Origin of the sequence: Nonomuraea sp. NPDC047529, assembly GCF_040642995.1 — a bacterium.
Classification (GTDB): Bacteria; Actinomycetota; Actinomycetes; order Streptosporangiales; family Streptosporangiaceae; genus Nonomuraea.
Window position 1 is genome coordinate 22,566 of the sequence record NZ_JBEYTJ010000012.1, and the last position, 12,726, is coordinate 35,291.

Here is a 12,726-nt window from a genome sequence, read left to right on the forward strand (position 1 = left end):
CCGGTGTGAACCGCTATCTGACTGTCGACGACATCCGGCGGATCGACGTACCCAAGCAACCGGCGATCAGCCCGGACGGCAGCGCGGTCGCCTACGTCGTCCAGACCGACGACCTCGACGCGGACCGCGTCGAGCAGACCCTGTGGCTGGTGCCCACCGGCGGCGGGAACCCGCGCCGCCTGACCGACGGCGTCGGCGACTGCGCCCCGGCCTGGTCGCCGGACGGCCGGCTGCTCGCCTTCCTGCGCACCACCGACGGCCGGCCCCAGATCTGGCTGCTCGACGTCGGGACGTCCGAGGCGCGGCAGCTCACCCGCCGGCCCGGCGGAGCGGGCGCCCCGGCGTTCAGCCCGGACGGCTCGCGGCTGCTGTTCACCGCGCCGGCCGATCCCCCGGAGTCCGAGGGCACGTGGGCGTGGGGCGCGCCGGTCGTGAGCCGCCGCCTCGACTACTACGCTGACGGCGCCGGCGTGCTGAGCGCCCCGCGGCAGCACATCCACATCGCCGACGTCGGCACGGGCGGATGCGAGCAGATCACCGCCGGCGAGTGGAGCGCATCCGGGGCGGCCTGGTCGGCGGACGGCACCCGGATCGCCTTCTCCGCCGCCATGTCCGCGGACGCCGACCTCACCCGGCAATCCGCCGCGTACACCATCGACCTCGGCGACCCCGGACGGGTCCCGCGGCCGGCGGGCCCGTTATCCGGCAGCGCCGGGCCGCTCGCCTGGACGGGTGACGGCACCCGGCTGCTGGTCTGCGGCCACCCGGAGGGGCCCGCGCGCTTCACCGGCCTGCTCCTCGTCGATCCGGCGGACGGCACGGCCCGGCACCTCACCGAGCAGATGGACCGGCAGGTCATGTACGGCGCGCCCGGTTATCCCGGCTCGACGCCGCGCGTGGTGCCGCAGCTCGGGACGGTCCTGTTCTGCGTGCGCGAGGGCGGCTACGTCGTGCCGTACACCATGCCCGAGACCGGCGGTACCCCCACCGCGCTGCTCGCGGCGCCCGACCAGAACGTCTCGAGCCTGAGCGTGGCCGGCACACTGGTCGCGTTCATCGGCAACGGGCCGGACACGTTCGGCGAGATCTACGTCCTGGACCTCGCGACCGGCACGTCGACCCAGTTGACCAACCATCGCGAGCGGCTCGGCGACCGGCGTCCGGCCCCGCGCGCCGAGCGTACGTTCACCATCTCCGATGGGACGGCCGTCACCGGATGGGTCATGCGCGACCCCGACGCCACCGGCCCGCAGCCGCTGCTGCTGGACATCCATGGCGGCCCGCACAACGCCTGGAACGGCGCCGCGGAGGCCGTGCACCTCTACCACCACGAGCTCGTCGCGCGCGGCTGGACCGTACTGCTGCTCAACCCGCGGGGAAGCGACGGCTACGGCGAGGAGTTCGCCCGCGCCGTGAGTGGCCGGTGGGGAACCTCGGACACCGCGGACTTCCTCGAGCCCCTCGAAGAGCTCGTCGCCGAGGGTCTCGTCGACAACAACCGCATCGCGGTGACCGGTTACAGCTATGGCGGCTACATGACCTGCTACCTCACCAGCCGCAGCGACCGGTTCGCCGCGGCCGTCGGCGGGGGCGTCATCAGCGATCTGCGCAGCGCCGCCGGCACGACCGACAACCGGCGCGCCCTGTCGACCAGCGAGTGGGGCGGCGCGTTCTGGGCGGACGCCGAGAACTACGCGGCGATGTCGCCCATCACCCACGTGGCCGAGGTACGCACTCCCACGCTGCTCCTGCACGGCGGTGCGGACGTCCGCTGCCCGCTCGACCAGGCCAGGCAGTGGCACACGGCGCTGCGCGAGCTCGGCGTGCAGACCGAGATCGTGATCTACCCGGAGGCGTCGCACAACATGCTGTTCAACAGCCCGCCCCGGTTCCGGCGCGACTACAACGCCCGGGTCGTGGACTGGGTGACAAGGTACGCCGGCTGATGCGCGTCTCGGAGATTCTGGCGGTGCCCGGCATCGGCACCTACAGCAACGACGACCAGGCGGCGATCAAGGCCGGGGCGGTACGCGACGGCTACTTCTACGACGGCCCCGCGCTCACCCCGGGCTACCGCGCGATCCGCCAGCCCAGCGAGTCGCTGCAGATTTCGCTCTTCCTCGACGACGACCGCGTGGCCACCGGGGCCGGGGTGTCGGTGCAGTACGCCGGCGGCTCCGGACGCGAGCCCGTCCTGCTGGCGGAGGCGGCCCGCGACCGCTGGCTGCCGGTGCTGCGCGACGTCCTGCTGGACGCGACCGTGGACTCGTTCCGGGAGACCTCCGCCCTGATCGCGCCGCTCGGGCTGCCACGAGCGGTCGCGTACGGGGTCAGCCAGGCCCTGCTCGATGCGGCCGCGAACGCCACCCGGCGCACGATGGCCGAGGTGGTCGCCGCCGAGTACGGCGGCGCCGATCCGATCGGTCCAGTCCCGCTGCTCGCCCAGTCCGGCGAGGACCGGCGGGGCGCGGTCGACCGGATGGTGCTGCGCCGAGTCGAGAGCCTGCCGCACGGGCTGATCAACAACGCCGATCTGCTCGTCGGGCCCGGCGGCCACCTGCTGCTGGAGTATGTCGGCTGGGTACGCGACCGGGTGCTGGCGCGGCGCCCGGACGACGACTACCAGCCGGTGATCCACATCGACTGCTACGGCACCCTCGGCGACGTCTTCCCCTCCACGGCCGAGGTGGCCGGCTTCCTCGCCCGGCTGGCCGAGAAGTGCGCGCCGTTCCCGCTGCGCGTCGAGCAGCCGATGCGCGCGGCGTCGCGGGGGGCCCAGATCGACGTCCTCCTGCGCCTGCGCGAACACGAAACCGGCGTCCAGATCGTCGCCGACGAGTGGTGCAACACCCACGAGGACGTGCTGGCCTTCCTCGATGCGCGGGCGGCCGACATGATCCAGATCAAGATGCCCGACGTCGGCAGCCTCGACGACGCCGTGCGGTCCGTTCTCGCCTGCCGGGCCGCGGGCGTCGCGGCGTACCTCGGAGGGTCGTGCACCGAGACCGACCTGTCGGCCCGCATCGCCACCCACGTCGCGATGGGCGCGGGCGCGGACGTGCTGCTGGCCCGGCCCGGCATGGGCGTCGACGAGGCAGTGATGGTGACCAGGAACGAGATGGCACGCACCCACGCGGTCATCGAGCACAGGAGCAGACGTGACGGGACTCAGTGACATCAGGATCATCGCCGTCGAGCAGTACGGCGCCGGCCCGTTCGGATCGTTGCACCTCGCCGAGCTCGGCGCCGACGTGATCAAGATCGAGGACGCGCGTACGGGCGGCGACATCGGGCGGCATGTCCCGCCGTTCGCCGAGGACGACGACAGCCTCTTCTTCCAGAGCTTCAACCGGAACAAGCGCAGCATCTGCCTCGACCTCTCGGTTCCGGCCGGCGTGGCGGTGCTGCACCGCCTCGTCGAGGGCGCCGACGCGCTCATGTACAACCTGCGTGGGGACGTGCCGGACAAGCTCGGCCTCCGGTACGCCGACCTGAGCCACCTCAATCCGCGGCTGGTGGTCTGCTCGCTGTCCGGTTACGGGATGACCGGGCCGCGGCGGGCGGAGCCGGCGTACGACTACGTCGTCCAGGGTCTCGCCGCGTGGATGGACCTGACCGGCGACCCGGCCGGACCGCCGACCAAGAGCGGCCTTTCGCTGGTCGACTACTGCGGCGGAGTCGTCGCGGCGATGTCGTTGCTGGCTGGGGTCCACGTCGCCCGGCGCGACGGCGTCGGCGGCGAGTGCGACGTCAGCCTCTTCGACACGGCGATGGCGATGCTCTCCTACCCGGCGACCTGGTTCCTCACCCGGGGGCACGAGACCCGCCGCAAGACCCGGTCGGCGCACCCCTCGGTAGTGCCGTTCGGCGCCTACCCCACCGCGGACGGCTGGTTGATGCTCGCCTGCGTCAAGCCGGTGTTCTTCGAGCGCCTGACCAAGGTGCTGGGCGTCGCCGAGGTCGCCGCCGATCCCCGGTTCGCGACGCTCGCCGGCCGCCAGGCGCACCAGGCCGAGCTGGACGCGGTGCTGGACTCCGCCCTGTCCCGGCACGGCACCGACCACTGGGTCGGCCTGCTGTCGGCGGCGGGCGTGCCGTGCGGCCCGGTCAACGGGCTGCGCGAGGCCTTCGAGGAGCCGCAGGCCGCGCAGCGCGGCCTGGTCGTCGACACCGACCATCCCAGCTTCGGTACGGTACGGCACGTGCGCACGGCGGGACGCGCCTGGTGGGAGAACCCGACACCGGACCGCGCGCCGGGCCTCGGCGAGCACCGCGAGCAGATCCTGCGGGAGGAACTCGGCATGAGCACCGCGGAACTGGCCGATCTTGCACGGGGCGGCGCCTTCGGCGGTGACCGGTGAGCGGCGCTCCCGCCGCCGTGGTGGCGCTCGCTGCCCGGCTGAACGCTTTGACCCAGCTGATCGAGGACGACACCGGGGCCGGGAAGAACGGCCCGATGGCGGGCTGGACCATCGCGGTCAAGGACAACATCGACGTCGCCGGGACGGTGCGCACCGACGGGCTCCGCGACCCGCATCCGCCCGCGGCGGTGATCGACGCGGAGGTGGTGCGCCGGCTGCGGGCCGCCGGCGCGCGGATCGTCGCCAAGGCGAACCTTGAGGAGATCAGCTTCGGGGCGACCACGCAGAACGACACGTGGGGCGCCTGCCGCAACCCGTGGGACCTGGACCGGATCCCCGGCGGCTCAAGCGGCGGGTCGGCCGTCGCGGTCGCCGCGGGCCTGGTCCGGCTCGCGATCGGCACGGACACCGGCGGCTCACTACGCAACCCGGCCGCGTTCTGCGGGGTGACCACGCTGCGCCCGAGCCACGGGCTGGTGCCGACGCTGGGAGTGACGCCGCTGAGCCCCAGCATGGACGTCGTCGGGCCGCTCGCGCGTAGTGCGGCCGAGGCCCGCATCGCCCTGGAGGTCATGGCCGGCACGGGCTCGCGACCCCTTCCGCCGCGGGACCTGTCCAGCCTGACCGTGGCCGTACCCGAGCAGTACTTCCTCGACGACCTGGAGCCCGCGGTCGCCGCCGGCTTCCGCGATCTGCTCGACCTGCTGGGCGCGCACGGCGCGAAGATCCGGCGGGTGGCCCTGCGCGACGTCGATCGGGTGCACCAGGCGATGGCCGCGCTGCAGAACTCCGAGGCGATCCGCCACCTCCGGCCGTACTGGCACGACGCCCGCGTCTGCGCCGGGATCAAGGGGCGGATCGAGGCGGGCCGCCGGGTCACCACCGAGGAGATCGAGAGCGCGCTCGCGGTGGCCTCCGTCTGGCGGGCCCGGGTCGACGAGGTGCTCGCCGAGGCCGACGTCATCGCCGTGCCGGCCACGCCCTTCGTCGCGCCCGTTGCCGGGGACGGCGATCTCACCCTCGTCAGCCGGCGGATCAACCAGCTCACCGGCTGCTGGTCGGTCACCGGCCTGCCCGTCGTCGGCCTGCCGGTGTCGCCCTCGCCGGCCGGGCTGCCGGTCGGCGCACAGCTGGTCGGCCGGCGCGACGCCGACCGGGCCCTGCTCATGGTGGGCGAAGCCGTGCAGGCGGTCAGCGACTGGCATCGCCGCCGCCCGCCCGGCGCACTACCCGACGACGCCTGGTAGTGCCGCGGCGACGTGCGCCTCCAGCAAGGGCAGAGGCAGCTGCCCCGCGCCGAGCACCACGTCGTGGAACCGGGCCAGGTCGAAGCCGGCACCCTGCCGGCGCTCCGCCTCCCGCCGGATCCGCACGATCTCGAGCCGGCCGACCAAGTAGGCCAGAGCCTGGCCCGGCGTCACGATGTACCGGTCGACCTCCGCGTCGATGTGCCCCGGGCTCAGCGGTGAGTGCTCGGCCAGGAAGCGCTTGGCCCGCTGCCGGCTCCAGCCCTTGGCGTGCAGGCCGGTGTCGATGACCAGGCGGCAGGCCCGCAGCGAGTCGAACGACAGCATGCCCAGCCGGTCCAGCGGGCTGCTGTAGAGGCCCATCTCGTCGGCGAGCCGTTCGGCGTACAGCCCCCAGCCCTCGAGGAAGCCGGTGACCGTGGTGGTGCGGCGGAACTCCGACAGCTCGGTGAGCTCGGCGGCGAGGCCCATCTGCAGGTGGTGCCCGGGAACGCCCTCGTGGAAGGCGAGGGCCTCAACCTCGTACCGGGCCCAGGCACGCGGATCGGAGACGTTGATGACGAACGTCCCGCCCCGCGAGCCGTCCTTCGGCGCAAGCATGTATTGGCCGAGCGATCCGCTCGTCGCCGCCTCGACCGCGCACGCGGCGCGCGGCAGCCGCCCGAACCAGCCCGGGGCGCGGTCGGTCGCCCGGGCCAGGGCGACCTCCGCGGCGCGTACGAGGCCGGCGGCGTCGTCGAAGTGCAGGGCCGGGTCGTCGCGCATCCTGGCCATGACGGCGGCCACGTCCGAGGTGCCGAAGACCTCCCGGCCGAGGGCGGCGTACTCCTCGTCCAGAGCCGCGACCTGGGCGAGCCCGATCTCGTGGATGCGGTCAGGGTGGAGGTCGGTGGTGGTGTGCGAGCGGACCAGGGTGGCGTAGACGCGATCGCCGTCGTCGAGCCAGCACAGCCCGCACCGCTCGTCGGGCCGCGCGGACGGCGCGACCTCCCATGTCAACGCGTTGGCATAGTCGGCCAGCGCGGGGCGCACCACCTCGCCGACCACCGCGCGCAGGTGATCCGTGCGCGCGGCGCGGTCGACGGCCAGCAGCGGGTCGTCCTCGAGCGGGGTGTGCAGCCACTTCCGCACCCTGTCCACGGTGTCCGCCACGGCGAAGGCGACCGGGGTACGGCCGGCCGCGCGGCCCGCAGCGAGACGCTCCAGCCTGTCGCGCAGATTGCGCGCGAAGCCGCGGTACTTCTTCGGCAGGGCGCCGGCCACCTCGGCGGACGGGAGCGCCAGCTTGGCGACCTGGCCCGGGAACTGGGTCACCGGCCCGAAGAGCGGGTCGACGTCGAGCTCGGCGAACCGGTGTTCGAGCACGTCGGCTCTGGTCGCGGCCTGCCAGGCGAGGACCGCGCCGTCGAGCGAGACGGGTGTGCCGTCCGGCGTACGGGCGAGCGCGGCGGCGGCATGTGCCACCTCACGCAGCTCGCCGAGCTCGGCCGCCTCGGCCGTCGCGCTGACGTCCTCGAAGTGCCCTGCCACCGAGTACTCACCGATCAGGTGCGCCCAGGTGGGCGCCGTGCGGTATCGGAGCTCCTGGTACCGCTTGCCGAGGCTTTCGACGTCCACCAACCCGGACCCCTCCGTCATTTGATCCATGTTTCACCTAGTCGGGTACGGTCTGACGGACGACGTTAAAGTGAGGGGCGACCGTGGGGCTTGGGTCTGGCCACGATCGAGCACGGGCACCTTTGTGGGCTTGGACAAGAATCGCTGCCGCGCTGTGGCTTCAATCGTGGGTTACATCACCCAGCGCCGAGCTGGCTCGTCCCGCCGGCCGCAGAGGAAGTCACACGCCAATGGTCCGAAATCGCCCTTTTCGTGTCTCGATTTCCGTATTGTGCTCGACGGTCGCGCTGGCTGCCTGCTCCAACGGTGGGAGCACCGGTAGCTCGTCCGGCGACGACTATGCCGACGGTGGCTCGCTCACCATCGCGATCGACAGCGACCCCGGTGCGCTCGACCCGCAGCGCTCGGTCAACGGCGTCAACAAGATGATGGCCGTCTTCGCCTACGACACGCCCGTCAAGCTGCTGGACTCCGGCGAGGTGGCGCCCAGCGTCGTCAAGTCGTGGACCGGCGAGGGAACCTCCTACACGCTGACCGTCCGCGAGGGCGTCACCTGCTCGGACGGCTCGCCGATGGACGCGCAGACGGTGGCCGACAACATCAACTACGTGGCCGCCGAGGGCAACGGCTCACCCATGCGTGGCGCCGCCGTTCCTGCCGGCGCCACGGCAACGGCCGACAAGGCCGCCGGCACCGTCGCGGTCAAGCTCAAGGAGGGCGCGCCCTTCTTCTTGCAGAACCTGGCCGAGCTGCCGCTGGTCTGCTCGAACGCCATCAAGAACCGCGACTCTCTGAAGGCCGCCTCCGCCGGCTCCGGTCCGTTCGTCCTCTCCAGCGTGCAGGCCGGCAACCAGTACACGTACACCCGCCGCGACGGGTACGCCTGGGGGCCGAACGGCGCCTCGACCGCCGAGAAGGGCATGCCGGCGAAGGTGACCTTCAAGCTCGTGACGAGCGTGACCACGACGGCCAACCTCCTGCTGAGCAAGGGCGTCAACATCTCGCTCCTCTCCGGTGCCGACACCCGGCGGCTCAAGGCCGCCAAGGTGTTCTCGGACGGCGGCAGCATCATCGACGACGAGCTCACCTTCAACCAGGCCGCCGGTCTGCCGACTGCCGACGTCAACGTCCGGCGCGCGCTCGTCGGCGCTCTCAACATGAAGGAACTGGCCCAGGTCGCCACCGGCGGCCTCGGACAGGAGGCCAACGGGCTGCTGACCGACCCGAAGATCTGCAGCGGTGACACCGTCACCCCGAACAAGCCGGCGTACGACGCGGCCGCCGCGGCGGCGCTGCTCGACCGGGCCGGCTGGACGGCCGCCGGCGGCGGAGCCCGAGCCAAGGACGGCAAGCCGCTCGAGGTCGCGTTCGTCTACGACAACGAGGACACCACGACCGCGGCGGCGGCCGAGTACATCGGCCAGAAGTGGACGGCGCTGGGCGTCAAGGTGGACCTCAAGGGACAGTCGTTCAACGCGCGGTCCGATGTCGTCTTCGGCGGCAAGGGCCCGTGGACCGCGACCCTCATCGGCCTCGGCGTGTCCAACCCGGCCACGCTCGTGCCGTTCTTCTCCGGCGCCACCCCGTCGCATGGCGGCATCAACTACGGCTCGATGCACAACGACGTCTTCGACAGCTCGATCAAGGCGGCGCAGGCGAAGTCCGGCACCGGCGGCTGCGCCGACTGGAACGCGGGCGAGGGCGCCCTGATCAAGGACGCGGACATCACCCCGATCGGCGTCTCGCCCTACCTCTACTGGGGCAACGGGGCCAAGTTCGACGTCGTCGCCCGCGTGCTGGAGCCCACCTCGCTCCGGGTTCTGCGCTAGGTACGGCGGGGAGGATGGGAGGTTCTGTGAAGTCGTCGCTGCGCGCCAGGCACCCGTGGCCGGTATTCCTGATCCGGCGGCTGGGGAGGTTCGTCGTCTCGCTGGCGGTCGTCGTCACCGCATCGTTCGCCATGGTCCACGCGCTGCCGGGCGACCCGGTACGCGGAGCCCTGGGCCTGATGGCGCCGCCGGAGACCATCGCGGCCACCCGGGAGCGTCTCGGGCTCAACGACCCGCTGTGGCGGCAGTACCTGGACTATCTCTGGAACCTGTTCCACCTCGACCTCGGTACGTCCCTGGACACCCAGACGCCGGTGCGGGAGAAGATGGCACAGTTGGTGCCCGCGACCCTCCAGCTCGGCCTGACCGCGTTCGTGGTCTGCCTCGCGGTGGCGATACCGGTGGGCCTGCTTCTCGGTATCGCCACCCGGGACGGCCGGGGCCGCGGCCTGCACTTCGGCTTCGGCGGCGTGACCGGGCTCGCGCTCTCCGTGCCGGACTACCTGGTGTCGGTCGGACTCGTGTTCGTCTTCGCCGTCTCCCTCAACGCGCTGCCGGTCGCGGGCCTGTCCGGTCCCGCGTCGTTCGTGCTGCCGGTGACCGCCCTCGTCGTGGGGCCGGCCGCCTACCTGGCGCGGATCGTCCGGGCCGAGACCCAGCGGGTGCTCGGCGAGGACTACATCCGGGCGGCGCGCGCGAAGCGCCTCCCGGCGCGGCTGATCTACCTGCGGCACGCGTTGCCGAACACGCTGACCCCGACGCTGACCGTCTCCGGCATGATCCTCGCGTCGATGGTGGCCGGCACCGTGCTCGTGGAGAACGTGTTCGCCTGGCCCGGCGTCGGCGCCGAGCTCGTGCATTCGGTGCTCGCCAAGGACTACCCGGTCGTCCAGGCGGTCGCGCTCTTCTTCGGCGCCGGCATCCTGCTGATCAACCTCGCGGTCGACATCGCGATCGCCGTCATCGACCCGCGCTCGACGATCAAGGAGAGCTGACGTGTCCTGGTCACGTACCCGCCATCACCTGTCGTCGCCGCTCGGCGTGGTCACGGTCGCCCTGCTGTTGCTCCTGGTCGCGACCGCCGTCGTGGCGCCGCTGCTGCTCGGCGACCGGGCCACGGAGATCGCGGGCGGCGCGCTCCAGGCGGGACCGTCGGCGGCGCACCCGTTCGGCACGGACGCCCTCGGACGCGACGTCCTCACGCGGACGCTGGTGGCCACCCGGCTGTCCCTCGTCCTCGCTCTGCTCGTCGTCGGCATCGGCGTGGCCTGCGGGCTGATCATCGGCACCGTCCCCGTCGTGCTCGGCCGGCGCGCCGGCCGAATGGTGGTCGCCGTCCTGAACCTGATGGTCGCCTTTCCCGGGCTGCTGCTCGCCCTGTTCCTCGCCATGATCTTCGGAGTGGGGGCGCGCGGCGCTGTGCTGTCGATGGCGATCGCCTTCGCGCCCTCGTTCGCGCGGCTGACCCACACCACCGCCAGCGGCGTCGCGAACGCCGACTACGTCTCCGCCGCGCGACTGCTCCGGGTCCCGCGGTGGCGGATCCTGATTCGCCACGTCATCCCGAACATCTCGGAACCCCTCGTCATCAACGCGACCAGCCAGGTCGGGGCGGCGCTGCTCAGCATATCGGCGCTGTCCTACATCGGCTTCGGCGTGCAACCGCCGCAGTACGACTGGGGACGCATGCTCGCCGACGGGCTGCCGGCCATCTACACCAACCCCGCGGCCGCGCTCGCGCCGTCCATCATGATCGTCGTCGCGGGTCTCGCATTCGTCCTCGCCGGCGAGCTGCTGACCCAGGTCCTCGGCGGCAGCCAGCACGGTCACCTCCGGCTCCCGTCCCTCAGGTCCCAGCGCCGGGATACGGCCCCGGCCGAGACGCCGCCACCGGGCGACGAGGTGCTCCGGATCGAGCGCCTGACCGTCACCGTACCCGGCGAGACCGCGCCCTTCTCCCCGGTCGTCGACGTCAGCATGCGCCTTCGCCGCGGCGAGATCGTCGGGCTGGTCGGCGAGTCGGGATCGGGCAAGAGCCTCACCGCCATGGCGGCCGCGCAGCTCACCTCGTACCCGAACGTCGCTGAGGCCGACGTGCACCAGATCAAGGGCAACGAGCTGCGGCGGATGCGCCCCCGCGACCGCGAGCGGCTGCTCGGCACCTCGCTCGCGATGGTGTTCCAGGACCCGATGTCGTCGCTGAACCCGGCGCTCAAGGTCGGACGCCAGCTCGCCGAGGTCGCGGAGACCCACGAACGCCTCAGCCGCCGGGACGCGTGGCGACGAGCCGTCGACCGCCTCAGCGCAGTGCTGATCACCGACCCGCAGGCGCGGGCGAAGCAGTACCCGATGGCGTTCTCCGGCGGCATGCGCCAGCGTGCGTCGATCGCGATGGGCCTTATGGCCCAGCCGGCGCTGATCGTCGCCGACGAGCCGACCACCGCCCTCGACGTGACGGTCCAGAAGGAGGTGCTCGGCCTGCTGCGGCGCATCTCCCAGGAGAGCGACGCCGCCGTCCTGCTGATCAGCCACGACATCGCGGTGGTGGCTGAGAACGCGTCCCGGGTCCTGGTCATGTACGCCGGCCGGGTGGTCGAGGAACTGCCGGTCAGCGGGCTCGCCGAGGCCACGCATCCGTACACCCGCGCGTTGATCGCGAGCATCCCGGACATGTCGACGGACCGGTCGCGGCCGCTCGCGAACATTCCCGGCCGCCCGCCGCACGCCTCTGACCTGCCGCCGGGCTGCGCGTTCGCGCCCCGGTGCGGCCGGGCGGACGACCGATGCCGGCAGGCGCGTCCCGAACTGGCCGACTCGGGCGGCGGCGCCGTCGCCTGCTGGCATCCGCTGCTGCCGGTCCTAGAAAGCGAGGCGTGACGTGCTCGAGCTCCGCGACATAGTTGTCCGGTACGGCCACCATCGGGGCGCCGTGACGGCCGTCGACGAGGTCAGCCTGACCGTGGCGGCCGGCTCGGTCGTCGGGCTCGTCGGCGAGTCGGGGTCCGGCAAGTCGACCCTCGCCCGGGCGGCGGTCAGCCTCGCCCCGCTCACCTCGGGCACGATCCTCTGGAAGGGGGCGCTGCTCGACCCGCGCGACCGCCCGCCGTTGCAGTACGTGTTCCAGGACCCGTACGCGTCCCTCAACCCGCGGATGAGCGTCGGCGCGTCGATCGCCGAGGGCCTGCCCCGGGGGAGCGGGCGGCGGGAGCGGTCGGCCCGGGTCACCGAGCTGCTCGAGATGGTCCGGCTCGATCCTGGCGACGTCCACAAGCGCCCCCGGCAGCTCTCCGGCGGACAGCGGCAGCGCGTCGCCATCGCCCGCGCCCTCGCCGCCGAGCCCGAGGTCCTGATCGCCGACGAGATCACGTCGGCGCTCGACGTCTCGGTCCAGGGTGCCGTACTCAACCTGCTCAAGGAGATCCAGACCCGGACCGGGGTCGGGATCCTGTTCATCTCGCACAACCTCGCCGTGGTCCGCTACGTGGCCGACTCGATCGCGGTCATGAAGTCCGGCCGGCTCGTCGAGCACGGTACGACGGAGGACGTCATCGAGCGTTCCGCGCACCCGTACACGAAGCAGCTCCTCGAAGCCGTCCCGACCATGACGATGGGTGGCCGCTCATAGCCGGAGTCGATGCCGGACTCGAGGTGTCCAAGTCGTTCCTCATCGAC

General features: G+C 72.2%; 9 protein-coding genes. 8 read left to right on the top strand and 1 reads right to left on the bottom strand.

Annotated features, from left to right (window positions below; translation table 11 throughout):
* The first annotated feature begins 5 nt into the window (after window positions 1-5).
* From ABZ815_RS20785 to ABZ815_RS20800, 4 genes are read left to right on the top strand one after another with little or no spacing between them, the layout of a single operon-like run.
* Complete coding sequence (locus ABZ815_RS20785) at window positions 6-1,946, top strand: S9 family peptidase (RefSeq protein ID WP_357700141.1); 1,941 nt, start codon at window positions 6-8, stop codon at window positions 1,944-1,946.
* Complete coding sequence (locus ABZ815_RS20790; RefSeq protein ID WP_357700143.1) at window positions 1,946-3,175, top strand: methylaspartate ammonia-lyase; 1,230 nt, start codon at window positions 1,946-1,948, stop codon at window positions 3,173-3,175. Before ABZ815_RS20785 ends, ABZ815_RS20790 begins: the two co-directional genes overlap by 1 nt.
* Complete coding sequence (locus tag ABZ815_RS20795; RefSeq protein WP_357700145.1) at window positions 3,159-4,361, top strand: CoA transferase; 1,203 nt, start codon at window positions 3,159-3,161, stop codon at window positions 4,359-4,361. Before ABZ815_RS20790 ends, ABZ815_RS20795 begins: the two co-directional genes overlap by 17 nt.
* On the top strand, window positions 4,358-5,608 hold the full coding sequence (locus tag ABZ815_RS20800; RefSeq protein WP_357700147.1) for an amidase: 1,251 nt from the start codon (window positions 4,358-4,360) through the stop codon (window positions 5,606-5,608). The genes ABZ815_RS20795 and ABZ815_RS20800 overlap by 4 nt, the downstream gene beginning before the upstream one ends.
* Here ABZ815_RS20800 and ABZ815_RS20805 read toward each other — a convergent pair.
* Window positions 5,588-7,255: a DUF885 domain-containing protein gene (locus ABZ815_RS20805; RefSeq protein ID WP_357700149.1), complete on the bottom strand. Its 1,668-nt coding sequence runs from the start codon at window positions 7,253-7,255 to the stop codon at window positions 5,588-5,590. The two genes, ABZ815_RS20800 and ABZ815_RS20805, sit on opposite strands and share 21 nt — an antisense overlap.
* A 239-nt stretch (window positions 7,256-7,494) precedes the next feature.
* Between ABZ815_RS20805 and ABZ815_RS20810 the strand changes: the two genes are divergently transcribed.
* Genes ABZ815_RS20810 through ABZ815_RS20825 form a run of 4 tightly spaced genes read left to right on the top strand, consistent with a single transcriptional unit; the run spans window position 7,495 to window position 12,679 of the window.
* Window positions 7,495-9,054: an ABC transporter substrate-binding protein gene (locus tag ABZ815_RS20810; protein ID WP_357700151.1), complete on the top strand. Its 1,560-nt coding sequence runs from the start codon at window positions 7,495-7,497 to the stop codon at window positions 9,052-9,054.
* Between the two features lie 14 nt (window positions 9,055-9,068).
* Window positions 9,069-10,049: an ABC transporter permease gene (locus ABZ815_RS20815; RefSeq protein ID WP_357700153.1), complete on the top strand. Its 981-nt coding sequence runs from the start codon at window positions 9,069-9,071 to the stop codon at window positions 10,047-10,049.
* A gap of 1 nt (window position 10,050) precedes the next feature.
* Window positions 10,051-11,931 carry a dipeptide/oligopeptide/nickel ABC transporter permease/ATP-binding protein gene (locus ABZ815_RS20820; protein ID WP_357700155.1) on the top strand — a complete coding sequence of 627 codons (1,881 nt, stop codon included), beginning with the start codon at window positions 10,051-10,053 and terminating at the stop codon, window positions 11,929-11,931.
* A 1-nt stretch (window position 11,932) separates the two neighbouring features.
* Window positions 11,933-12,679 carry an ATP-binding cassette domain-containing protein gene (locus ABZ815_RS20825; RefSeq protein WP_357700157.1) on the top strand — a complete coding sequence of 249 codons (747 nt, stop codon included), beginning with the start codon at window positions 11,933-11,935 and terminating at the stop codon, window positions 12,677-12,679.
* The last annotated feature ends 47 nt before the right edge of the window (window positions 12,680-12,726 follow it).

Excerpts from the sequence above, each read along its gene's own strand:
- ABZ815_RS20815 (WP_357700153.1), top strand. The coding sequence starts at position 9,069 with ATGGGAGGTTCTGTGAAGTCGTCGCTGCGCGCCAGGCACCCGTGGCCG.
- ABZ815_RS20790 (WP_357700143.1), top strand. The coding sequence starts at position 1,946 with ATGCGCGTCTCGGAGATTCTGGCGGTGCCCGGCATCGGCACCTACAGC.
- ABZ815_RS20805 (WP_357700149.1), bottom strand. The coding sequence starts at position 7,255 with ATGGATCAAATGACGGAGGGGTCCGGGTTGGTGGACGTCGAAAGCCTC.